The organism is Bacteroides sp. MSB163, from assembly GCF_036416795.1.
Lineage (GTDB): Bacteria > Bacteroidota > Bacteroidia > Bacteroidales > Bacteroidaceae > Bacteroides > Bacteroides maternus.
On record NZ_CP143867.1, the window covers coordinates 5,292,619 to 5,315,725 of the forward strand.

Genomic DNA, 23,107 nt, shown 5'->3' on the forward strand with positions numbered 1-23,107 from the left:
ATAACAAAAAAGCCCTACAAGTTTTTTGTAGAGCTTTCTATTTGTCATGAAAATATTAGTTATACTATCAGATTCTCACTGCTATCAGTCATTCATCAGCTTTCTATAACGTACACGGGTAGGTTCTTCTTTCCCTAAACGTTTCTGTTTATTTTCCTCATATTCTGAATAAGAGCCTTCGAAATAGAAGACATTGGAGTCACCTTCGAACGCAAGTATATGGGTGCAAATACGATCGAGGAACCAACGGTCGTGACTGATAATTACAGCACATCCGGCGAAATCTTCAAGACCTTCTTCAAGAGCGCGAAGTGTGTTCACGTCAATGTCGTTGGTAGGTTCGTCCAGTAACAACACGTTGCCCTCTTCTTTCAGAGCCATAGCAAGATGCAGACGGTTACGTTCACCACCCGAAAGTACACCGCAGAGCTTCTCCTGATCTCCACCGGAGAAGTTGAAACGTGACAGGTAGGCACGTGCATTGATATCACGTCCACCCATACGAATCAGCTCCGTGCCACCGGAAATAACCTGATATACGCTCTTGTTCGGGTCGATATCGCTATGTTGCTGGTCGACATAAGCTACCTTTACGGTCTCTCCTACTTCAAACTCACCTTTATCTACCGTTTCCAGCCCCATAATCAACCGGAACAGTGTTGTTTTACCCGCACCGTTAGGACCGATTACACCCACAATGCCGTTGGGTGGAAGCATGAAGTTGAGATCATCAAACAGAAGTTTATCACCATAGGCCTTTGCCACATGTTTCGCTTCAATAACCTTATTTCCAAGACGCGGACCATTAGGGATAAAGATTTCAAGTTTTTCTTCTTTCTCCTTGATATCTTCATTCATCAATTTATCGTAAGAATTCAAACGCGCCTTACCTTTCGCCTGACGTGCTTTAGGAGCCATACGCACCCACTCCAACTCACGTTCCAACGTCTTGCAGCGCTTGCTGGCGGTCTTCTCTTCCATTTCCATGCGCTTGGTCTTTTGCTCCAACCAGCTGGAATAGTTACCTTTCCAGGGGATACCTTCGCCACGGTCGAGTTCAAGAATCCAGCCTGCCACATGGTCGAGGAAGTAACGATCGTGGGTTACGGCAATCACCGTACCCTCGTATTGCTGCAAATGTTGTTCCAACCAGTCGATGGATTCAGCGTCAAGATGGTTGGTAGGTTCGTCCAGCAACAGCACATCGGGTTTCTGCAACAGCAGGCGACAAAGAGCCACACGGCGACGTTCACCTCCCGAAAGATGTTCTACAAGCTGATCTTCGGGCGGACAACGAAGAGCATCCATAGCGCGTTCCAGTTTACTGTCGAGATTCCAGGCATCAGTTGCATCGATGATATCCTGAAGTTCTCCTTGACGAGCAAAAAGCTTATCCATCTTGTCCGCATCCTCGTAATACTCCGGCAGAGCGAATTTCTGGTTAATCTCTTCGTACTCAGCGAGTGCATCCACAATAGGTTGTACGCCTTCCATTACAATTTCTTTTACGGTTTTCGTAGGATCCAGATAAGGTTCCTGAGCCAGATAGCCCACTGAGTAACCCGGTGAAAACACCACTTCGCCCTGATAAGACTTGTCCAACCCGGCGATAATCTTCAGCAAGGTAGATTTACCGGAGCCATTCAGACCGATGATGCCAATCTTTGCACCATAAAAGAACGAAAGGTAGATGTTCTTCAGCACCTGCTTGTTGTTCTGCTGAATGGTCTTGTTCAACCCTACCATAGAAAAGATAATCTTTTTATCGTCAACTGTTGCCATAAAGTTTTTAAGTGTATTATATTAATAATGTATATGCTATTCCCATTCGATGAATATTGGGCAAAGATAACAAAAAAAGAGATATTCTTTTGCATTTTCAAAAAATGTCTCTATCTTTGCGCCCGCTTAACAGCAATAAAGGATTGATTCAGTAGCTCAGCAGGTAGAGCACAACACTTTTAATGTTGGGGTCCTGGGTTCGAGCCCCAGCTGGATCACAGAAAAAAGCCTCTGACTTACAGGGGCTTTTTTTATTTTTGACAACAAATTCAATCTCCATTAAATCTGTCACTTCGGATCACATATCATCCATCGAGAACAAACGACTTTCTATTTCATACTTAAATAAAACTTTTTTCCGCAAAGCCTCTACCTTAAGTGTAAATAAATCTGGTTTAAAGTTTTTGGATTGTAGTTTTACTTCGGCTACTAAAGCTTTCTTCTCTTCAGCGTACAGACCTACGATATCAATCTCATCCTGGTCTTTATTATTTTTCCCTTGCCACCATGAACCAATCTCCGCAAACTCCCTACTTTCTATCATCTGCTGACGGAAATACATTTCAAGTGCCAAACCGGAGAACGTAGGATAATCCTTTTTGATAATATCAGCCAAGCGTTCGTAGTTCTGTATCTCAATATAATTTTGATATTTAATGAAGTATCTGAACCAAAAACGTAAAAAGAGGTCAGAAACATCGTAGCGAACTGTTTGCGAATTCTCTTTGGAAAGTATAGGTCGTTTTTTCTTTACCAGATCGTAATCTTCTTCCAATCGCTTTAATTGGCCGCCCAAGCTTATTCCCCCATAGCTGCTAACTATATGCGTATTCCCGTAGCACTGTTCCTGGTACACATGGGAATGGGCGTAGACGCCATATGGTGGGCTGTAAGTGCAACAACTATCGCCAAAGGAATTATCCTTACCTCGTGGTTTATATTGATAAAGAGAAAAATACTCTAAAAATGCAGAACAAAATCCCTAAACATAATAACAATATAATTGTTATATAACTAACTTTGCATTATAAACATAGTAACATTTTAAAAGAATAAAGTATGAAAAAGATTAAGATTAGTGTACTGCTATTGAGCGGTGCTATATTATTGGGAAGTTGCAGCACAATGAATAACACTGCCAAAGGTGGTGTGATAGGTGGTGGATCGGGCGCTGCTGCCGGTGCCATTATCGGTGGATTGATCGGTAAAGGTAAGGGTGCGGCTATCGGTGCAGCGGTAGGTGCAGCAGTAGGTACGGGTGCAGGTGTTGCCATCGGTCATAAGATGGATAAGAAGGCCGCCGAAGCTGCCAAAATTGAAGGCGCACAGGTAGAGAAAGTAACAGATACCAATGGTCTAGCCGCTGTAAAGGTGACTTTTGAATCAGGTATCCTGTTTGGTTTCAATTCATCTACATTGAGCAATACTTCCAAGTCTTCTCTGCGTGAACTGGCCCAGATATTGAAAGAAGACCCTACAACAGATATTGCAATCGTAGGCCATACGGATAAAGTAGGTACGTATGAAGCTAACATGAAGGTTTCAAAAGACCGTGCATATACCGTAGAGAATTATCTGCAAGATTGCGGTGTGTCTCCTTCACAGTTCAAGAAGGTGGAAGGCGTAGGCTACAATCAGTATGACGACAGCATGTCAGCCAGCCAGAATCGCCGCGTAGATATTTACATGTACGCCAGCGAGCAGATGATTAAGAATGCAGAAGCAGGCAAGTAAGCTCTATAAGCTACAAGTTACAAAAAGCTACAAGCTACAAGTTGCCACGCTATCAGTCCGAAAGGCACTTATAGCTTGTAGCTTTTTGTAACTCGTAGCTTTTTAACATTAAAAATCACGACAATGAGTATAAAGAAAGTCTTGCGGATAGTCCGCAACCTGATACTCTTTTTCTTTATTTCCACTATTCTGGCAGTGGTGCTGTATCGCTTTATCCCTGTTTACACCACTCCCCTCATGGTAATCCGCAGCACCCAGCAACTCTTCAAAGGCGAAAAGCCGGTATGGCATCATACTTGGGTTTCTTTCGATAAGATCTCCCCTCATTTGCCGATGGCAGTTATCGCTTCGGAAGATAATCGCTTTGCCACCCACAACGGCTTCGATTTCGAAGAGATAAAAAAAGCCATGAAAGAGAATGAAACCCGCAAACGGAAACGGGGTGCCAGTACTATTAGCCAACAGACCGCAAAGAATGTATTCCTTTGGCCGCAATCCTCATGGGTACGAAAGGGATTCGAGGTTTATTTCACCTGGTTGATAGAACTATGCTGGTCGAAAGAACGGATTATGGAAGTTTATCTCAACTCCATCGAAATGGGACAAGGTATTTATGGAGCAGAAGCTACCGCCAAATATAAGTTCCATACCACTGCCGCCAAACTGACTGCGGGACAATGTGCATTGATAGCGGCAACACTCCCCAATCCGATACGTTTTGATTCGGCGCATCCGTCAGCTTACATTCTGCGGAGACAATCGCAAATCCTGAGATTGATGAAATTGGTTCCCAAATTCCCTCCGGTAGAAAAGAAAGAAGTCAAGAAGCAGAAAAGTGAGAAGAGGAAAAAGAAATAATCTGTGTATATTTGTATGCTTAATATGGTAAGGAATGAAAAAAGTCTTGTCGCTATTCTTGATTTGTATCATCTGTTGCGGGGTGCATGCCCAGCGTACGGAAGTTTATAATCAGCATATACATACGGTGCAGGTCATTGCCAACAATGATTATATGTCTCCTGCCGTCATCCGGCTGGGAGAGAATGAAACTGTAGAAATATCTTTCGACCACCTGACTCACGATTACCACCGCTACCAGTACATCCTCACGCACTGCAATGCGGACTGGACACCTTCGGATCTTTCCGAAACAGAATATCTGGATGGTTTCAATGACAATCCGATAGAAGATCACGATATTTCCGTCAATACTACCCTGCCCTACACGCATTACCGTCTGACACTTCCTAACGACCAGGTACAACTGAAACTTTCGGGTAACTACCGTCTGACGGTTTATGACGATGCTGAGGGAAAGAATAAGCCGGCTTTCACTACCTGCTTCCGGGTATTGCAAAAGGAGGTGAACGTATCGGCACAAGTCAGCAGTGACACTGAGATAGACCGGAATAAAACGCACCAGCAGGTGAGTTTTAGCATTCAGTATAAAGGATATCCTATCCGCAATCCGCAGAATGAAGTCAAAGTACACGTCTTACAGGATAATCGTACGGATAACCGGGTAACGAATCTGCATCCTTCCTATATTGGTCCCGATCAGCTACGTTACGAACATAACCGGGCCTTGATATTTCCTGCGGGAAACGAGTACCGGCGTTTTGAAATGGTGAGTACCCGCTATGCTTCGCAAGGTGTGGAGAGTATTCGCTATCATGCTCCTTACTATCATGTCACACTCCGCCCGGACGAGCCTCGCTTACTAAACTACAGTTACGATCAAGATCAGAACGGACGCTTCGTAATACGATATGACGAGGCGGTAGATAATGCTACTGAAGCAGATTACTTCTTCGTTCATTTCTCTCTGCTATGGGAGAACCCGCTAACTGAAGGGAACTTCTATCTGCAAGGAGCTTTTACTTATGATAATTTTAATGAAGAGAGTCGGTTGAAGTATAATGCAGAAACGCATGCTTATGAATGCACGCAATTACTGAAACAGGGAGCGTATAATTATCAATACTTATATGTGGCTCCCGGCACCACCGCAGGAAGTACTGCACAGGCAGAGGGGAATTTCTATGAGACAGAGAATGAATATCTGATCCTTGTTTACCACCGGGCCTTTGGAGAAAGATACGACAGGCTGATCGGGATGCAACAGGTACATTATAAATAGTTACAGGCTACAAGCTACGAGTACTTTTCAGTGTGACAGCGCAGCTACTCGTAGCTTGTAGCCCGTAACTCGTAACTATCTAATACGCATGTCCTCCATCTTTCATTTCCTTTTCACTAATCTTATGTATATCAATACTTCTCCAAGCATAGAAGATATACGCAAGAACAAACGGAACCAGGAAGGAAACATAGAACATTACCCTCAGTGTAAACTGGCTGGAGCAACTGTTTGCCAACGTCAGTGAACTCTGCAAATCATTGGTAGAAGGATAATAAGCCGTATTATTATATCCTGCAACCAGCAACAATGCAAGTACTGCCAACACTGTACCTATGCCCGTAAACCAGATACCTTTATCAAACTTTGTCTTCAACAAACTCTTTCCTATACCGAACAACACCAGTACCACTCCTATCAGGAACAGCACCAATACCAGCGGCATTTCGATAAAGTTCGTCAGATACTTATACGGTTCCATAAAGACTTCGCCCGTCTCCGGATTCACCGCATATCCATCTGCCAACAGCGTACGGATAACAAACGACAGGAAGAACACCAGGAACAACACGGAATTACCTATCAACGAACGGCGGCTACGTGCCACCAGATCTTTATCATCAATATTATTAATAAAGTAAAGAGCCCCCAGAATACGAGCCAGAAAGAACACCGCCAACCCAAGCACTACATTCCATGGATTAGTCAACGCATCCAGACCATGCCAACCATTTGCCCAATGACTGATAACCGGCATCACCGTATTCGTCATATTCCCCTTAGCGATATAAAACTCCGAACCGGTGAAAAACGTAGCCACCGCACCGCCCAGCAACACCGGACCTATTACTCCATTAATCACCAAGAATGTACGGTATGTATTCTTTCCCAGCAGATTTCCCGCCTTGCTCTGGAACTCATAGCTGACAGCCTGCAACACAAAGCTGAACAGAATAATCATCCAAAGCCAGTACGCACCACCAAAACTCGTGCTATAAAACAATGGGAAAGATGCAAAGAACGCACCACCAAACGTTACCAGCGTAGTGAACGTAAACTCCCACTTCCGCCCGGTAGAGTTAATCATCATTTTCTTGTGCTCTTCCGTCTTGCCCAGACAGAAAATAAGCGAATTACCACCCTGCACAAACAGCAGGAATACAAGAAGGGCTCCCAGCAATGATACCACGAACCACCAATATTGTTGTAGAAAAACGTAGGTCATATAATTTAAGTATTAAGTATTAAAGATTAAGTCTTAATCAATCCTCAATTTCCGGTCCTTTCTTTATCGCTTTCAGCAAGATACCGATTTCGGCTATCAGCATGACGGTAAACAATACCAGGAAGATGAAGAATGTTGTCTGCACGGAGCCGACATCCAACTTTGAGATAGCTGCATTTACAGGCAGCATATCCTGTATGGCCCATGGCTGACGCCCACATTCGGCAACCACCCATCCGGCTTGTCCGGCCAGATAGCCCAATGGAATAGTCAACAGAGCTACCCAGTGCATCCATTTCATTTTTGACAAATCCCGCTTGTATGCCAGGAACAATACAACTATAAAGAATAATATAAAGTATCCGCCCAACATCACCATCACGCGAAATGCATAGAATGTCAGTGGCACATTGGGCACCAGGTCATTTACATCCTTAATATATCCATAACCAAAATAAGCTACATTTTCCTTCAACACCTTGGCAGCTTCCACAGCTTCGGCATCGTTATCCGCAGCCTGTGCAGCACGATAAGCAGCCAGCGCACCAATCGCTGTTTTCCCGCGTTCTATCTTCTCCTCGGCAGAAAGTGCCTGCGTTCCATCCTTCAACTGATAGCCACCCTCAATAAGATCCGTGATACCGGGTACGAATCCATCCAACTTCCTTTCCGCCAGTAACGAAAGCATCTTTGGTATCTCTATTCTGAACAGGAAAGGATCCTGTCCGTCATTATAAGTCTTTTTTTCAGGATTCAGCATACCGATGGCAACCAATCCGGCCCCCTGCTGCCCCTCATAATATCCTTCCATGGCAGCCAACTTCATCGGCTGCGTCTGTGCCACCTGATAGCCCGAACCGTCTCCTGTCCATGCAGAGAGCAGGGCCGAAACCAAACCTACCCAAGCAGCTATCTTTATGCTGGACAATGCGAACTTCCTATTCCGCTTCTTCAGCAGAAACCAGCACGCCACACCTACCACAAACACGGCACCCAGCACCCAGCCGGACAACACCGTATGGAAAAACTTATTCACCGCCGTAGGCGACAATGCCACTGCCCAAAAGTCCACCATCTCATTTCTCACTGTATCCGGATTGAACTCCATCCCCACCGGATTTTGCATCCATGCATTTGCCACAAGTATCCACCAGGCCGAAATCGTAGCACCAAGTCCCGTCAGCCAGGTAGATGCCAGGTGAAACTTCTTGCTCACCTTGTCCCAGCCAAAGAACATGACCGCAATGAAAGTAGCCTCCATAAAGAAGGCCAGAATGCCTTCGATAGCAAGCGGTGCCCCGAAGATATCGCCCACAAACCAACTGTAATTGCTCCAGTTGGTTCCGAACTCAAACTCCAGAATCAGTCCCGTCGCCACGCCTATGGCAAAGTTGATACCGAATAGTTTCATCCAAAACTTGGCGGTGCGTTTCCAAAACTCATCACCCGTACGATAATACATAGTCTCCATGATACCCATGATGACTGCCAGCCCCAGTGTGAGCGGCACAAAAATCCAATGATAAATAGCGGTCAGTGCAAATTGTGCCCTCGACCAGTCAATCAGAGAAGTGTCGATGTGTTCAAGCATAAGAAATCGAGTTATAGTTATTAATTGTTAGTTGCTTTACTCAGAAGTTAAAGGAGTTATTGCTTTACTCAAGGCGGATCACCAATAGCACGATGAATGAGCTCCCTGCCCACATACTCTTCTTTATCTCCGCCTACGGCCGGCGTATTCAGATAATTAGGAAAGAAGAAAAGGCGCAATATGAAGAACATGATGAAGAGTTTCACCAGAATAATGAACCATAAAGTTCTCCCAAGTGTCATACCTCGGAAACCATCGACGTAAAAACGCCAGATTTTCAGGACTGTATTCTTCATAATAGAAAATTTATAATCATTACAAATATAAAACTTTTATATATTAAATAACAAATAAAAGGGCAAAAAGTTAGTCATCGACATAAAAAAGCATTCCGACGACTAAAAATTCAGAACCGTCTATCTCTTTTGCAGGGCATTTTCCGACACCATATCTTCGCAAGCGTTAAACAATATAGCATAACGAAGATATGAGAAACGTAAGAAGATTGACAGTGATAACACTCTGCGTAGCAAGCGCCTGTGTCGGAAGCACGACACTGAGGGCACAGGACGCCGCTCCCATTGCATCGCAAGAGTTAACGGCATCCGATGCCGCTCCCGAAGCTGGCACAGCACTTCCCGCCGAGTGGGATTTGCAGACTTGCATCGACTATGCCTTGCAACACAACATCACCCTGAAGCGTAACCGTATCAGTGCGGAAAGCGCAGAAGTAGATGTAAAAACGGCCAAGGCCGCCCTTTTTCCCAGCCTCTCGGCAAATATCAGCCAGCGCATTGTGAACCGCCCGAACAGTGAAAGCGGTACCATCATCAGTGGCGACAACATCACCAGCAGTAGCAGTAAAACCTCGTACAACGGCAGTTATGGCATTGATGCCAACTGGACCCTTTACAACGGTAGCAAGCGTCTGAACACCATCAAGCAACAGCAACTAAACAATCGCATCGCCGAGCTCAACGTTGCCGAGAGTGAAAATTCCATCGAGGAAAGTATCGCGCAGATATACGTGCAGATACTCTATGCCGCCGAAGCTGTGAAAGTGAACGAAAATACACTTGCCGTCAGCCAGGCCGAACGTGACCGCGGGCAGCAATTGTTGGAAGCCGGAAGCATCGCCAAGAGCGACCTTGCGCAACTGGATGCGCAGGTCAGCACAGATAAATATCAGTTAGTGACGGCACAAGCCACCCTTCAGGACTACAAACTACAACTGAAACAACTACTTGAACTGGATGGTGAAAAGGAAATGAACCTCTATCTGCCCTCCCTGGGAGATGAGAATGTATTGATACCCCTACCCACCAAGACGGATGTGTATCAAGCCGCCCTCACTTTCCGCCCGGAGATAGAGTCGGGCAAACTGAATGTGAAGGCATCCGACCTTGACATCAGCATCGCTAAAGCGGGATATATTCCGACATTAAGCCTCAGCGCAGGTATCGGTACAACGAATGCCAACGGCAACGACTTTTCCTTCTCCGAACAGGTAAAGAATAATTGGAACAACTCACTGGGACTGACCGTAAGTATCCCCATCTTCACCAACCGTCAGACCAAGAGTGCCGTGCAAAAGGCCCGTCTGCAAAAGCAGACCAGTGAACTGGACTTGCTGGATCAGCAGAAGACTTTATACAAGACCATAGAAAGCCTCTGGCTGGATGCCAACAGTGCACAGCAGCAATATGTTGCCGCTGCCGAGAAATTGCGCAGCACGCAGACCAGTTACGATCTGATTCAGGAACAATTCAACCTAGGCATGAAGAATACCGTGGAACTGCTGACTGAGAAGAATAATCTGCTCAACGCACAGCAGGAAACACTGCAAGCCAAGTACATGGCAATACTGAATGCGCAGTTGCTCCGCTTCTACCAGGGCGAAGGCATACAGTTGTAACCGTATGACGTAAACGAGCCTGTATATCAATATATTTCTCAGCAATTCATATCATCTCAAACCCCTGATTATCAATCCTTTTAGAGTAACCAGGCAAAGGTAACGACTGAGATAGGCAAAGGTAACGACTGATTCGGGAACAAGGTACAATGTAAAAATTAATTCAGACATATAATATATCATTCAACGAGATAAGAAACATAAGGTATGAGTAAAAAGAAAATTATCAGCTTAGCGGTCGGAGTCATTATTGTAGCCGGCATAGCTATTTGGACATTTGGCGGACAAGCCAAAAAGCGGAAGGTGGTATATGAGACGGCCACCGTAGACCGCGCTAACATCTCCAATTCCGTGACGGCCACAGGCACTATCGAACCAGTGACCGAAGTGGAAGTAGGTACACAGGTCAGCGGTATCATCGATAGGCTGTACGCAGACTATAACTCAGTAGTAACCAAGGGGCAGCTCATTGCCGAAATGGACAAAGTAACCCTGCAAAGCGAATTAGCATCGCAAAAGGCTACTTACAACGGTGCCAAAGCCGAATATGAATATCAGCAGAAGAATTACGAGCGTAACAAAGGATTGCATGAGAAACAACTCATCAGTGATACGGATTACGAGCAAAGTCTTTATAACTACCAGAAAGCAAAGAGCGCCTTCGACAGCTGTAAAGCATCTTTGGCCAAAGCAGAGCGCAATCTGTCCTATGCAACCATCACCTCTCCTATCGATGGCGTTGTCATCAGCCGCGACGTGGAAGAGGGACAGACAGTAGCTTCCGGCTTCGAAACCCCGACCCTCTTCACCATCGCTGCCGACCTGACACAGATGCAGGTAGTAGCTGACGTAGATGAAGCCGATATAGGCGATGTAGAAGAAGGACAGCGTGTAAGTTTCACGGTAGACGCTTATCCGAATGATGTGTTTGAAGGAAAAGTGACACAGATTCGCCTGGGAGCCACAAGCAGTTCAAGCAGCACCACTTCCACCACTACGGTAGTTACTTATGAAGTAGTCATCTCCGCCCACAATCCGGACTTGAAGCTGAAACCGAGACTGACGGCAAACATCACTATCTACACGCTGGATAAACAAGGAGTACTGAGCGTTCCGGCAAAAGCGCTGCGCTTTACGCCTGCCGTTCCACTGGTAGGAGCGAATGCAGTGGTTAAAGATTGCGAAGGTGAACATAAAGTCTGGACTCGTGAAGGTGACACATTCACTGCACATCCGGTCAGCATAGGTATCTCTAACGGAATCGTCACCGAAATTACAGGCGGTATCAACGAAGGTACACAGATAGTATCCGATGCGGTGATTAGCACAGGTGCCGAAACCACTATAGCCGAAGGACAGGGAGATGGCGAAAGAAGTCCTTTCATGCCGGGCCCTCCGGGAAATAATAAGAAAAAGAATAGTAAATGATAATTTAATGAAGAACTAAGAATGAAGAATTACCTTGCGGCATGCTTGCATAGCGCAGCCAAATTCTTCATGCTGCATTCTTCATTTCGCTAAATTATCATTTATTCAACGAAACAATTCCGAAACAATGAGCAAAACAGTTATAGAATTACAAAATATCCGGCGCGACTTTCAGGTGGGCGAAGAAACGGTCCATGCCCTGCGTGGCGTCTCCTTCTCCATCACTGAAGGGGAGTTCGTGACTATCATGGGTACGTCCGGCTCCGGTAAGTCAACGCTGCTGAACACCCTGGGCTGCCTCGATACTCCCACCAGCGGCGAATATCTGCTGGATGGCATATCCGTACGCGCCATGAGCAAACCTCAACGCGCCATCCTGCGGAACCGGAAGATCGGCTTTGTCTTCCAAAGCTACAATCTGCTGGCAAAGACCACTGCCGTAGAGAATGTGGAATTGCCCCTGATGTACAACGCCTCCGTCTCAGCAGCCGAACGCAGGCAACGCGCCATCGAAGCCCTGCAAGCCGTGGGGCTCGGCGACCGCCTGGAACATAAGTCGAACCAGATGTCCGGTGGACAGATGCAGCGTGTAGCCATCGCCCGTGCCCTGGTGAACAACCCTGCGGTAATCCTTGCCGATGAAGCAACAGGTAATCTGGATACACGTACTTCTTTTGAGATATTGGTTCTCTTCCAGAAACTGCATGCCGAAGGACGTACTATTATATTTGTCACCCACAATCCCGAAATAGCTCAGTACAGTAGCCGGAATATCCGTCTGCGCGACGGGCATGTGACGGAAGATACGGTGAACCCGAAAATCCTCTCAGCAGCAGAAGCTCTGGCAGCGCTGCCAAAAAGTGATGAAGATTGATAAACCAGCTACAAGCTACCAGCTACGAGTTACAAGTAGCTGCGCTGCCATGCTGCCAAGCACTCGTAGCTTGTAGCTTGTAGCCCGTAACTAAAAAAACAATGAACGGAACAAACCTTTTCAAAATAGCCCTCCGCGCCCTTGCCAACAATAAGCTTCGCGCCTTCCTCACCATGCTGGGTATCATCATCGGTGTGGCGTCCGTCATCACCATGCTCGCCATCGGGCAAGGCTCGAAGAAAAGTATTCAGGCACAGATCGCGGAAATGGGTTCGAATATGATTATGATTCATCCGGGCGGTGATATGCGTGGCGGTGTCCGTCAGGATGCCTCGTCCATGCAGACACTGAAGCTGACCGATTACGAAGCCCTGCGGGATGAAACCAACTTCCTGGCAGCCGTCAGCCCCAATGTATCGTCCAGCGGACAACTCATTGCAGGAAATAATAACTATCCTGCCTCTGTAAATGGTGTAGGCACCGAATATCTCGAAATCCGTCAGTTGAGCGTGGAGAGTGGCGAGATGTTTACCGAAGCGGACATTCTGAGTGCCGCCAAAGTCTGCATCATTGGTAAAACCATTGTGGACAATCTCTTCCCGGACGGACAGGACCCTATCGGACATATCATCCGTTTCAACCAGGTGCCCCTGCGCGTAGTGGGTGTACTTAAAGCCAAAGGCTACAACTCCATGGGTATGGACCAGGACGAAATCGTACTGGCACCTTATACCACGGTAATGAAACGTATGCTTGCCGTCACATACTTGCAAGGTGTCTTCGCCTCTGCCCTCTCCGAGGATATGACGGATTATGCAATGGATGAAATCACCACCATCCTGCGCCGTAACCATAAGTTGAAAGAGAGTGATGACGACGACTTCACCATTCGCAGTCAGCAGGAACTCAGCACCATGCTGAACTCCACTACCGATCTGATGACAACACTCCTGGCATGTATCGCCGGCATCTCCCTGGTAGTAGGTGGTATCGGTATCATGAACATCATGTACGTCAGCGTGACGGAACGTACCCGTGAAATCGGTCTGCGTATGTCTGTCGGTGCCCGTGGGGTGGATATTCTCTCGCAATTCCTGATCGAGGCCATCCTTATCAGTATCACAGGTGGTATCATCGGAGTCGTCATTGGCTGCGGAGCCTCATTCATTGTAAAGAACGTAGCCCACTGGCCTATCTACATCCAGGCATGGAGTGTATTCCTCTCCTTCGCAGTTTGTACAATCACCGGTGTATTCTTCGGCTGGTATCCGGCTAAGAAGGCGGCGGATCTGGACCCGATAGAGGCAATAAGATACGAGTAAATGAAGAATGAAAAATAAAGAATGAAGAATTATGCTGCGCAGTCATATTTGTATGGAAATTCCTCATTCTTCATTAAAATTATTATTTTTGTAATATGATTATGCAAGACTCCCAAACTCGCCGGATTGTAGAAGTTCTCATCCATATCATCGGATGGGGAATCGTTTTCGCTTTCCCGTTTCTGCTGATGAATCGTAGCGGATTTACGGTAAGCTGGGTAGACTATTTCCGTCATGGCAGTGCGGTTCCGGTATCATTCCTGATCATGTTCTACATAAACTACTGTTTTTTCATCCCTCGTTTCTTATTTGAGGGACGCATCAAGCAATATGTATTACTGAATCTCCTGCTCATACTTTGTACAGCTGTCGGCGTACACTTTTGGCAAGATTTCATCTTCCATACGTACGTGAAACCCGAAGCTCATAAACGTCCCGGACCTCCTAGTTGGATCTTCATCCTGCGAGATGTCTTCTCAATGGTTCTCACCGTAGGACTGGCCGCTGCCATCCGTATGAGTGGCCGTTGGGTAAAAGTAGAAGCCGCACGCCGGGAAGCCGAGAAAAGCCGTACGGAAGCGGAACTGAAAAACCTGCGTAATCAACTGAACCCGCACTTCCTGCTCAACACCCTGAACAACATCTATGCTCTTATCGCCTTCGACAGCGATAAAGCACAAGCTGCTGTTCAGGAATTAAGTCGCCTGCTGCGTCACGTCCTCTACGACAATCAACAGAATTTTGTCTCTCTTGGTAAAGAGATGGATTTCATCCGCAACTACATTGAACTGATGCGCATCCGCCTCTCCGCAAACGTAACCGTAGAGACACAAATAGATGTTCCAACTGATAGTCGTACGGAAATAGCCCCGCTCATTTTCATCTCCCTCATAGAGAATGCCTTCAAACATGGCATCTCTCCCACCGAACCCAGTTTTATCCACATCCATTTCAGTGAAAGCCCCGGTCAGGTATGCTGCGAAATTACCAACAGCTACCACCCCAAAAGCCAGACTGACAAAAGTGGAAGTGGCATAGGACTGGAGCAAGTGCGGAAACGCCTGGAATTAACTTATCCCGGCCAATATGAATGGAACCAAGGAGTAAGCGACGATGGGAAAGAATATAAATCAGTTTTAAGTATTAAGTAGTAAGTATGAATCTGACTTGTGCCATAGTAGATGACGAACCTTTAGCTTTAGATTTACTGGAAAGCTACGTCAACAAAACTCCGTTCCTGACATTGAAAGGAAAGTATTCCAGCGCCGTACAGGCTATGAAGGAACTGCCGGATAAGCAAATGGATTTGCTTTTCCTTGATATACAGATGCCCGAACTTAACGGTTTGGAATTCTCCAAAATGGTAGATGCACATACCCGTATTGTCTTTAGTACCGCTTTTGAGCAATACGCCATTGATGGTTATAAGGTAAATGCTTTGGATTATCTGCTAAAACCTATTTCTTACGTGGATTTTTTGCAGGCAGCTAATAAAGCCGTACAATGGTTTGAACTCTTGCAACAGCCTAAAGAAGAAATAGAAAGTATATTTGTAAAAAGTGACTATAAACTGGTACAAATAGAACTAAAAAAGATACTTTATGTAGAAGGTCTAAAGGATTATGTTAAGATTTATACAGAAGATACAGCCCGGCCTATTTTATCGCTTATGAGTATGAAATCAATGGAGGAATTATTACCGACATCCCGTTTCATGCGGGTTCACAGATCTTATATTGTACAGAAAGAAAAAATAAGAGTTATTGATCGGGGACGAATTGTGTTTGATAAAACGTATATCCCTGTCAGCGATAGTTATAAACAGGTATTTCAAACCTTCCTGGATAAAAGGAGCTAAGAAATAACATTCATTTGTCGATAAAATATCCGAATCTGTCGACAAAATATAATTTCCTATTGCATATTAAAAAATGTTTTTTTACCTTTGCATCGAACAGATAAAGGAAGTTGTGAAACTTCCCCCAATAGAATAGTTTAGTTAAGTCTAGTTTAGTTTTTGTGTGAAGCACTTCCTCCGTGAGCGAACGACAGGAAGTGCTTTTTTATTTACCATCCGCCCAAAATCACAAGATATATAAATATCTAATATCCAAATGATTTAGATTTTTATTTATACACCCGGAGACTTTTATTTATAACAAGTAAAAAAGAATTAGGGACATTTCTTTCAAAATTAGCTTCCTTTGCAGATACAAGGTTTTTGGTTAGAAAACCAAAGATATATTCGTAGTATATATAGTATATCTCAGTTTCGGTCATAAAAGGTTGAAACTGTTTGTTTGTTTTGCAGAGATGCACCCTTTCTAAGCGTAGTCAGGGTGCATTTCATTTTTTTATGAGCGTAAAATCCATACTATTTGATTCCTAAGAACTGGAAAGGTTTTGTAGCGACAAACTCTTTGGCAGTATTTCCCGCATACGTTTTACCGGAAAGAAGATTCAACTTCTTGACAGGCGCTTTCTCCGAGAAATCTACATCCTTAAAGTCAATCCAAAATACATTGGGATATAAAGTAGACTCAAAGTAATAAACTTTATCCTTCTGATCGGAAACCGTCCTCCATCGGGTTGAAGAAATATTCGGCTGATCAGGAGTGCTGATGCCGAACGGAACGGAAGTATTGCGTATCACGCTGAATACACTCGCCAAGGCTGTACGGGTATCTTCTGTTTTAGGAATAGCATTTATATAGAAAGAAGCTCTCACAAAACGGTCGGCAGCACGATTGGTACCAGGTAAGAAAGTGGTTCCTCCAATATTCTTCCAATAATCATCAAGCGCCAATTGCTGATCAAACACAGGTGAGTTTGTCATTACCTGATATGCTTTGCTATGATGAATATCCAACTTTCCGTCTACATACTCAAAAATAGCATTATCACCCGTAGCGTCCGAAATGGAAAGATGAAGGGTAGCCATACGCGTACCGTCGGGCATCATATCCGACACCACATCGAAAGTATTCTTTTCTATCTCGGCAACAGCCTCATCCACCGTTGCAAAATTATCAAGCATGTATTGCACCCAGGCGGCTATGGACAAAGCCGGCCTCTCACCGTTCCACTGGGGATAGGATGATTCTGCCAGCCACAACAGATTGGCAACGAGTCCTTTTTCATTCATACCGTCAGTGCTACAGATGTCATAAGCCGAAGTTATCACACTGCCGTATTTAGATTTCCAACGCATCGGGTTCTTCCCTACCTCTCCGTTGCGTTCCATACCTCGCGGGAAAATCCAGATATTACTACGGGTATCTTCTTTCCAATCCATAGTACGACCGGTTATTATCATATTATTATCCCCCTGATAGACTACACGGGTACAAGCATTCAAATGATTTACAGATACTCCAAAGAGTGCAATCATGAATACCATACTATAAAGAACATTCACTTTTCGCATAATTGATTCATGTTAAGTTGTTAGTTAATTTGCAGTATAAACAAACAATCACATTGCAAAGTTCTTAAAATGAATAGATACATATTCAAATTTCTCAGACATGAGACCAAAGGAAATTGAAAAGATTAGAAAACAAAACATCATAATAACAGCAAAACAGTTAATATGCACTCATCATGGTAGTATTTCTGTATTTTTAGTGACATGCTATATTTCAAATATTTACATTCCAGCATATTCTATGAATAAAATGATTATAACAATGCGCTATTTCAGTATATACTTGCAGTTTTAACTGCTTTTTATGCAGAAAAGGGTTACTACTTATGACTGATATGGTTACTACATATGGGCAAAAAGGTTACTACATACCAACAAAAGGGTTACTACATATCGGAATTTGACTTATTGATATTATATTTCCCACTTATCAGTGCGTTTATTTCATCCAGAATAAATGTAAGTATTTTGATACCGCATTAACTATCTGACGTTTATTCATTTTCGTTTGCACGCTTCCAATCCTATTGACCTCCGGACAGAAATAGTACATCCTCAGTCAACTAAAAATACAAATTGTCAAAATGATGAATGCCATCGTTGAGAAATAAATCTGTGGTGAACAAATATTAAAACCGAAAACAAACCGTAAGGAATACTGTTGGAAGGGGAAACTTAAAAACGATAACAGTTATGAATTACGGTATTAGTATCCTTTTCAGGGCTATCCCATTGCTGATGGCCCTTTTTTGTTTCGGCTATGGAGCCTTTGTGCTCGACATGGGGACGGACACGAACCGATTCGTTGCGGGCCCCGTGGTCTTCTCTTTAGGAATGATATGTATCGCGCTGTTCGCTACGGCAGGTACCATCATCCGGCAGATTATCCACACGTATAGTACGGCGGCAAAATATGCCCTGCCCATCATCGGTTATCTGGCTGCCGTGGTGTGCTTCATCGGTGGAATGACGTACATTAATGATGGCAGTACAGTGGCCCATTTCGTTGCGGGACATGTCATCTGCGGAGTAGCTTTCATCACTGCATGTGTATCCACCACCGCCACCTCTTCCACCCGCTTCACCTTCATCACGCAAAATTCCAAAAAGACTGACCATGCCGTACCTGCCAAGTCATTCTCTTCGGCACAGGCGGACATACTCATCATTCTGGCTGTTGTTTTCGCCGTCATCACATGGGTTTGGGCATTCTGGTTATTGGGACAAAGCGATATCCACACCGCTTACTATGTGGCCGGACACGTAATGGCCGGACTGGCATGTATCTGTACGAGCCTAGTTGCACTGGTTGCTACCATTGTCCGGCAGATACGTAACTCTTATAGTGGTGCCGAACGGAAATGGTGGCCTGCCCTCGTATTGGTGATGGGTACACTGAGTATCCTGTGGGGACTTTGGGTGCTGACGAATGCCGACCCGGGCAAGTCTTCCACCGGATACATTATGATAGGTCTGGGTTTAGTTTGTTACAGTATATCCAGCAAAGTAATTCTGCTGGCTGTTATTTGGCGGAACGTCTTTAAGCTGGCGAACCGGATTCCGCTCATTCCGGTGCTCACCGCGCTTACTTGTCTTTTCCTCTCTGCGTTTCTGTTTGAAATGACAACGCTGAATGATGTCTACTTTGTTCCCGCACGCGTATTGGCAGGATTAGGCGGCATCTGTTTCACGCTGTTCTCCATCGTCAGCATTCTGGAAAGCGGAACGTCCAATTGATGATGAATCACTCTCTTTTTTTATAAATCACTCTCATGGATGGGTTGAGGTTTCGCCAGCTCATCCATAAACACTTCCACATTCCAGGCATGGTGTGCCACATAGGCAGCCGGACCGGTATCACCCGAATCCAGAATATCGCGCACAACGTTGGACTTGTTTCTGCCTGTCACAAAGAAAATCAGCTGCTTGGCATTAAAAAGCAAACAGCCGGTCATGGCTATGCGCTTCTGCCCATTGTAGGGATTAACGCTTACCTCATAAGGATGGAAAGATGAAAGCAAATACTCCTGACCGGGGAAAATGGACGAGGTATGCCCGTCTTCTCCCGCCCCCAGCAGAACAATATCAAGAGCCGGAAAGCCATGCCAGAGTGGCGCATTGCAACGCACTATGCGAGAATAGCTATTCGCTTCATCATCGGGATCGTTGCTGCCGTCAATAGGAAAAATATATTCCTCAGGCATTCCCACTTCATCCAGCAACAGCCGACGCATATTGCCATAGTTACTCTCCGAGTCTTCGGCAGGTACACACCGTTCATCCACCCAATAAATACGCATACGGCTCCACGGAGTGGCATCCTTGAATTCTTCTGCCCACAAATCGAACATAAGCGAGGGCGTGCTGCCTCCACTGAATGCAATGTGAAAAATCTTCTGCGGCTCTTCCTCCATCAAACTAATAAGGTGCTTGATGAGAGCTCGTGCCGTTTCAGCAGCTGTACTATAGATATAAGTTTTCATAGCTCACAATATTGATCAGTGTTCGTAAGGTTCTTACACGGATTGGTCCAGTCGGCACCATGTTCGTGCATCATAGCTTCACTTTCCAGTGGCCCCCAGGTTCCGACAGGATAACCGTAGAGAGGCGCATCTGGGTATTCATTCCAATAACGTAGTACAGGATCAAAGAAACGCCAGGAGGCTTCGACAGCATCACTGCGGGTAAAGAGAGTCGGGTCGCCCTGAATGCAGTCTTCAATCAGACGGGCATAAGCATCGCCCGTGGCACGTCCGCCCAGTTGGTCGTAACTGAAGTCCATCATCACTTGCTTCACATCGAATCCCGGTCCGGGAACTTTCATGCCGAATTTCAGCACAATACCTTCGTTGGGTTGCAGGCGGAGGATTAGTTTGTTAGCCCGCGGACAGTGTCCGCCATGGCAATGAAACATCTGATGGGGCGTTTCACGGAAATGTACTACGATTTCCGTTACCTTGGTAGGCATCTGCTTTCCTGTGCGGATGTAGAAAGGTACGCCGCTCCAACGCCAGTTATCAATACCGATCTTCATGGCGATGTAAGTTTCAGTGCGCGAGTCGGCGGGAACGTTCTTCTCTTCACGGTAGCCCTTTTTAGAACCGGAAGCGGTATATTGTCCGCGGACTATATGTTCATTCAAATCTTCATCTGTCAGAGGTTTCAGTGACTCGTAAACTTTTACCACTTCGTTACGGAAATTATCAGCGGTGAAGACAGCGGGAGGCTCCATGGCAGTGAGGGCCACCAGTTGGATAAGGTGGTTCTGTACCATGTCTCGCAATGCGCCTGTACCGTCATAGAAGCCGCCACGCTGTTCGATACCGAGATTCTCGACAGCGGTAACCTCTACATAATCGATGTAATTACGATTCCACAACGGTTCAAAGATGCCATTGGCAAAACGGAAAGCAAGGATATTTTGTGCCGTCTCCTTGCCGAGGAAGTGGTCGATGCGATAAATCTGAGATTCTTCGAAAACGGAAGCATAGATATGGTTTAAATCTTGTGCCGACTTCAGGTCGTAGCCGAAAGGCTTTTCGACAATGATGCGGGTATGTTTACGATTCAATCCGGCTGTTTTCAGATGTAGAGGGATGACGCCATAAAGTGAGGGGGGCGTAGCGAGATAAAACAGTAAATTGTCCGGCTTCTTTTCACCGGTGATTTCCTGCAAACGGCTGTCCAGGGTTCCGTAACCTTCTTCTATGGCAGGGTCCATACTAAGGTAGTGCAAATGAGTGCAGAACTCTTTCATTCCCACTTCGGCCGGTGTGACAAAATGTTCCAGCTCGTTCAGGATATAGTCGCGATAAGTTTCATCTGCGTAGTCGGTACGGCCGATACCGAGAACGGCAAATCCTTCGGGCAAACGATTATCCTTGTAGAGCGAATAGAGTGCCGGCATCAGCTTGCGTTTCGTCAAGTCGCCCGAAGCGCCGAATATGATCATTACAAATTTACTCATAGAATCTTGTTTTTTTTGATTAGCTTCTGCAAATTAGCCCTTGTAATAAATTCATTAGCTCTTGCTTTATAATTTTATTACCAGGGCTTCATTTTATACATTATAGGTACCTGATTTTGTATCTCCGCCATGTCCGGTCCAGTTTTCATGGAAGAACTGTCCGCGGAGTTCATCGGTACGCTCAAAGGTATGTGCACCGAAATAGTCACGCTGAGCCTGAATCATATTAGCAGGGAGCTTCGCAGATACCAGCGAATAGAAATAGTTCAATGCGGAAGAGAAAGCCGGAACAGGCAGTTCCTCTTTCATCGCATGGGCTACAAGGTGCTTCCAACCGGAGAGCAACTCTTTGATTTCTTCCCGGAAATAAGGAGCGAGCAGCAAATGCTTCGGCTTCTGCTGTGCTTCAAAAGCAGCAGCTATATCATTCAGGAATATACTGCGGATGATGCAGCCTCCGCGCCACATACGGGCAATGGATGCCAGATCGAGATCCCAGCCGAAAGATTCGGACGCCTTTTGCAACACGGCGAAACCTTGTGCATAAGATACCAGTTTAGAAGCATACAAAGCGGAATAAATATCTTTCACCAGTTCCGGCTTATTATAGACCACTTGTGAACGCTGGCAAATGAATTGTTTGGAAGCTGCCTCACGCAGATTCTTCTGCGCTGAAAGACTACGCTCAAAAACAGCCGTTGCAATCAGTCCCAGGGGCATACCCAATTCCATTGCATTGATAACGGACCACTTACCGGTGCCTTTCTGCCCGGCAGTGTCCAGTATCTTGTCAATCAGGTAACCGCCCGCCTTATCCTTATGCCGAAGGATATTGGCTGTGATTTCTATCAGATAGCTACGTAACTTACCCTCATTCCAGTGGGCAAAGACGGAAGCCATGTCTTCATTATTCAGTTGCAGAAGATTCTTCATCACCCAGTAGGCTTCGGCAATCAACTGCATATCACCGTATTCAATACCATTATGTATCATTTTAACGAAATGTCCCGAGCCGGCCGGACCAATCCAGTCACAGCAAGGAGTACCATCGGCAGCACGTGCAGCAATACTTTGCAGGATGGGCTTTACTTCATCCCAGGCAGTAACGGAACCGCCCGGCATAATAGAAGCACCGTTCAACGCTCCTTCTTCACCACCCGAAACACCGGCACCGACAAAGCGGAAACCTTTCAATTCGGCCAATGCCACACGGCGGTTGGTATCTTCATAGTTTGAGTTGCCTCCATCTATCAAGATATCTCCCGGAGAGAGATGCGGAAAGAGCTGTTCCATCAGTTCATCTACGGCACTGCCGGCACGCACCATCATCATGATTTTGCGCGGGGCGGAAATGGACTCTACAAAGTCAGGAATTTCAGTGTATCCTTCAATATTTTTCCCTTTGGCACGACCGTTGATAAAGCGTTCTACCACACCTTCTTCCACTCCCGGAACAGTACGGTTAAACACGGACACATGCCATCCCTTGTCCGCCATATTCAAAGCTAAATTCTCCCCCATCACGGCAAGTCCGATTAAGCCGATGTCTGTCTTTTGTCTTTTTTCTGTCATAACTTGCATTTTTTGTTATTGTTTCATTGAAATGGAAACAATATGTCAAGGGCATTTGTTCGTATGAATTTCGAATAAAAATCGTACTTTTGCAAACATAACTCTATTCCAATGGAGAAACTTAAATTCA

The 23,107-nt window shown here is 45.4% G+C and carries 18 protein-coding genes, 1 tRNA gene and 2 pseudogenes; 12 read left to right on the top strand and 9 right to left on the bottom strand.

The features are described from left to right. Window positions 1–84: 84 nt before the first annotated feature. Window positions 85–1,782: an energy-dependent translational throttle protein EttA gene (gene ettA, locus VYM24_RS20740; RefSeq protein ID WP_330940815.1), complete on the bottom strand. Its 1,698-nt coding sequence runs from the start codon at window positions 1,780–1,782 to the stop codon at window positions 85–87. A gap of 145 nt (window positions 1,783–1,927) precedes the next feature. Between ettA and VYM24_RS20745 the strand changes: the two genes are divergently transcribed. Then, window positions 1,928–2,000: transfer RNA gene (locus VYM24_RS20745), tRNA-Lys, on the top strand. Between the two features lie 80 nt (window positions 2,001–2,080). Here the strand turns inward: VYM24_RS20745 and VYM24_RS20750 are convergent. Then, a pseudogene (locus VYM24_RS20750) lies at window positions 2,081–2,590 on the bottom strand (DUF234 domain-containing protein); the annotation flags it as partial. On the opposite strand from VYM24_RS20750, the pseudogene VYM24_RS20755 reads away from it, so the two are divergent. The 4 genes and pseudogenes from VYM24_RS20755 to VYM24_RS20770 form a co-directional block, all read left to right on the top strand. Continuing rightward, window positions 2,591–2,746 (top strand): annotated as a pseudogene (locus VYM24_RS20755) (MATE family efflux transporter); the annotation flags it as partial. 95 nt (window positions 2,747–2,841) lie between these two features. Then, window positions 2,842–3,516, top strand: a complete 675-nt coding sequence (locus tag VYM24_RS20760) for an OmpA family protein (protein ID WP_007213591.1) — start codon at window positions 2,842–2,844, stop codon at window positions 3,514–3,516. A 123-nt stretch (window positions 3,517–3,639) separates the two neighbouring features. Beyond that, window positions 3,640–4,374 (top strand): monofunctional biosynthetic peptidoglycan transglycosylase, encoded by a 735-nt coding sequence (gene mtgA, locus VYM24_RS20765; protein ID WP_291549587.1) that lies wholly within the window; start codon window positions 3,640–3,642, stop codon window positions 4,372–4,374. 34 nt (window positions 4,375–4,408) lie between these two features. Further along, on the top strand, window positions 4,409–5,656 hold the full coding sequence (locus VYM24_RS20770; protein ID WP_291549589.1) for a type IX secretion system plug protein: 1,248 nt from the start codon (window positions 4,409–4,411) through the stop codon (window positions 5,654–5,656). Window positions 5,657–5,735: 79 nt separating this feature from the next. Here the strand turns inward: VYM24_RS20770 and VYM24_RS20775 are convergent, their stop codons facing one another. The 3 genes from VYM24_RS20775 to VYM24_RS20785 form a co-directional block, all read right to left on the bottom strand. Then, entirely contained in the window at window positions 5,736–6,881 is a 1,146-nt protein-coding gene (locus tag VYM24_RS20775; protein ID WP_291549590.1) for a cytochrome d ubiquinol oxidase subunit II, read from the bottom strand. A gap of 37 nt (window positions 6,882–6,918) precedes the next feature. Further along, complete coding sequence (locus tag VYM24_RS20780) at window positions 6,919–8,472, bottom strand: cytochrome ubiquinol oxidase subunit I (protein ID WP_291549592.1); 1,554 nt, start codon at window positions 8,470–8,472, stop codon at window positions 6,919–6,921. A 68-nt stretch (window positions 8,473–8,540) separates the two neighbouring features. Beyond that, on the bottom strand, window positions 8,541–8,768 hold the full coding sequence (locus tag VYM24_RS20785; RefSeq protein WP_007213586.1) for a DUF4492 domain-containing protein: 228 nt from the start codon (window positions 8,766–8,768) through the stop codon (window positions 8,541–8,543). Window positions 8,769–8,959: 191 nt separating this feature from the next. Here VYM24_RS20785 and VYM24_RS20790 point away from each other — a divergent pair, with 191 nt between their 5' ends. From VYM24_RS20790 to VYM24_RS20815, 6 genes are all read left to right on the top strand, one after another. Further along, window positions 8,960–10,387, top strand: coding sequence for a TolC family protein (locus VYM24_RS20790; protein WP_291549594.1), 1,428 nt, complete (start codon window positions 8,960–8,962; stop codon window positions 10,385–10,387). A 207-nt stretch (window positions 10,388–10,594) separates the two neighbouring features. Further along, window positions 10,595–11,815 (top strand): efflux RND transporter periplasmic adaptor subunit, encoded by a 1,221-nt coding sequence (locus VYM24_RS20795; RefSeq protein ID WP_330940816.1) that lies wholly within the window; start codon window positions 10,595–10,597, stop codon window positions 11,813–11,815. Window positions 11,816–11,942: 127 nt separating this feature from the next. Beyond that, window positions 11,943–12,689 (top strand): ABC transporter ATP-binding protein, encoded by a 747-nt coding sequence (locus VYM24_RS20800; RefSeq protein ID WP_291549598.1) that lies wholly within the window; start codon window positions 11,943–11,945, stop codon window positions 12,687–12,689. Between the two features lie 101 nt (window positions 12,690–12,790). Then, window positions 12,791–14,011, top strand: a complete 1,221-nt coding sequence (locus VYM24_RS20805; RefSeq protein ID WP_330940817.1) for an ABC transporter permease — start codon at window positions 12,791–12,793, stop codon at window positions 14,009–14,011. Window positions 14,012–14,106: 95 nt separating this feature from the next. After that, window positions 14,107–15,162, top strand: coding sequence for a sensor histidine kinase (locus VYM24_RS20810; RefSeq protein WP_330940818.1), 1,056 nt, complete (start codon window positions 14,107–14,109; stop codon window positions 15,160–15,162). A 5-nt stretch (window positions 15,163–15,167) separates the two neighbouring features. Next, window positions 15,168–15,869 carry a LytR/AlgR family response regulator transcription factor gene (locus tag VYM24_RS20815; RefSeq protein ID WP_291549603.1) on the top strand — a complete coding sequence of 234 codons (702 nt, stop codon included), beginning with the start codon at window positions 15,168–15,170 and terminating at the stop codon, window positions 15,867–15,869. Window positions 15,870–16,385: 516 nt separating this feature from the next. On the opposite strand, the gene VYM24_RS20820 is transcribed toward VYM24_RS20815, so the two are convergent. After that, window positions 16,386–17,411: a linear amide C-N hydrolase gene (locus VYM24_RS20820; protein ID WP_291549633.1), complete on the bottom strand. Its 1,026-nt coding sequence runs from the start codon at window positions 17,409–17,411 to the stop codon at window positions 16,386–16,388. Window positions 17,412–18,131: 720 nt separating this feature from the next. Here VYM24_RS20820 and VYM24_RS20825 point away from each other — a divergent pair. Next, window positions 18,132–19,175: a DUF2776 family protein gene (locus tag VYM24_RS20825; protein WP_291549605.1), complete on the top strand. Its 1,044-nt coding sequence runs from the start codon at window positions 18,132–18,134 to the stop codon at window positions 19,173–19,175. A gap of 20 nt (window positions 19,176–19,195) precedes the next feature. On the opposite strand, the gene pgl is transcribed toward VYM24_RS20825, so the two are convergent. The 3 genes from pgl to gnd all read right to left on the bottom strand — a co-directional run bounded on the left by pgl (window position 19,196) and on the right by gnd (window position 22,986). Next, the gene (gene pgl / locus VYM24_RS20830; RefSeq protein WP_044270525.1) at window positions 19,196–19,921 is read right to left on the bottom strand and encodes a 6-phosphogluconolactonase; all 726 of its coding nucleotides are present in this window, start codon (window positions 19,919–19,921) and stop codon (window positions 19,196–19,198) included. Continuing rightward, window positions 19,918–21,405 (bottom strand): glucose-6-phosphate dehydrogenase, encoded by a 1,488-nt coding sequence (gene zwf / locus VYM24_RS20835; protein ID WP_291549608.1) that lies wholly within the window; start codon window positions 21,403–21,405, stop codon window positions 19,918–19,920. Before zwf ends, pgl begins: the two co-directional genes overlap by 4 nt. Window positions 21,406–21,498: 93 nt before the next feature. After that, window positions 21,499–22,986: a decarboxylating NADP(+)-dependent phosphogluconate dehydrogenase gene (gene gnd / locus VYM24_RS20840; protein WP_291549610.1), complete on the bottom strand. Its 1,488-nt coding sequence runs from the start codon at window positions 22,984–22,986 to the stop codon at window positions 21,499–21,501. Window positions 22,987–23,107: the final 121 nt, after the last annotated feature.

Bases quoted from the DNA above. Each gene is read 5' to 3' on its own strand.
- ettA (WP_330940815.1), bottom strand. From the start codon at position 1,782: ATGGCAACAGTTGACGATAAAAAGATTATCTTTTCTATGGTAGGGTTG.
- VYM24_RS20760 (WP_007213591.1), top strand. From the start codon at position 2,842: ATGAAAAAGATTAAGATTAGTGTACTGCTATTGAGCGGTGCTATATTA.
- mtgA (WP_291549587.1), top strand. From the start codon at position 3,640: ATGAGTATAAAGAAAGTCTTGCGGATAGTCCGCAACCTGATACTCTTT.
- VYM24_RS20770 (WP_291549589.1), top strand. From the start codon at position 4,409: ATGAAAAAAGTCTTGTCGCTATTCTTGATTTGTATCATCTGTTGCGGG.
- VYM24_RS20775 (WP_291549590.1), bottom strand. From the start codon at position 6,881: ATGACCTACGTTTTTCTACAACAATATTGGTGGTTCGTGGTATCATTG.
- VYM24_RS20780 (WP_291549592.1), bottom strand. From the start codon at position 8,472: ATGCTTGAACACATCGACACTTCTCTGATTGACTGGTCGAGGGCACAA.
- VYM24_RS20785 (WP_007213586.1), bottom strand. From the start codon at position 8,768: ATGAAGAATACAGTCCTGAAAATCTGGCGTTTTTACGTCGATGGTTTC.
- VYM24_RS20790 (WP_291549594.1), top strand. From the start codon at position 8,960: ATGAGAAACGTAAGAAGATTGACAGTGATAACACTCTGCGTAGCAAGC.
- VYM24_RS20795 (WP_330940816.1), top strand. From the start codon at position 10,595: ATGAGTAAAAAGAAAATTATCAGCTTAGCGGTCGGAGTCATTATTGTA.
- VYM24_RS20800 (WP_291549598.1), top strand. From the start codon at position 11,943: ATGAGCAAAACAGTTATAGAATTACAAAATATCCGGCGCGACTTTCAG.
- VYM24_RS20805 (WP_330940817.1), top strand. From the start codon at position 12,791: ATGAACGGAACAAACCTTTTCAAAATAGCCCTCCGCGCCCTTGCCAAC.
- VYM24_RS20810 (WP_330940818.1), top strand. From the start codon at position 14,107: ATGATTATGCAAGACTCCCAAACTCGCCGGATTGTAGAAGTTCTCATC.
- VYM24_RS20815 (WP_291549603.1), top strand. From the start codon at position 15,168: ATGAATCTGACTTGTGCCATAGTAGATGACGAACCTTTAGCTTTAGAT.
- VYM24_RS20820 (WP_291549633.1), bottom strand. From the start codon at position 17,411: ATGGTATTCATGATTGCACTCTTTGGAGTATCTGTAAATCATTTGAAT.
- VYM24_RS20825 (WP_291549605.1), top strand. From the start codon at position 18,132: ATGAATTACGGTATTAGTATCCTTTTCAGGGCTATCCCATTGCTGATG.
- pgl (WP_044270525.1), bottom strand. From the start codon at position 19,921: ATGAAAACTTATATCTATAGTACAGCTGCTGAAACGGCACGAGCTCTC.
- zwf (WP_291549608.1), bottom strand. From the start codon at position 21,405: ATGAGTAAATTTGTAATGATCATATTCGGCGCTTCGGGCGACTTGACG.
- gnd (WP_291549610.1), bottom strand. From the start codon at position 22,986: ATGCAAGTTATGACAGAAAAAAGACAAAAGACAGACATCGGCTTAATC.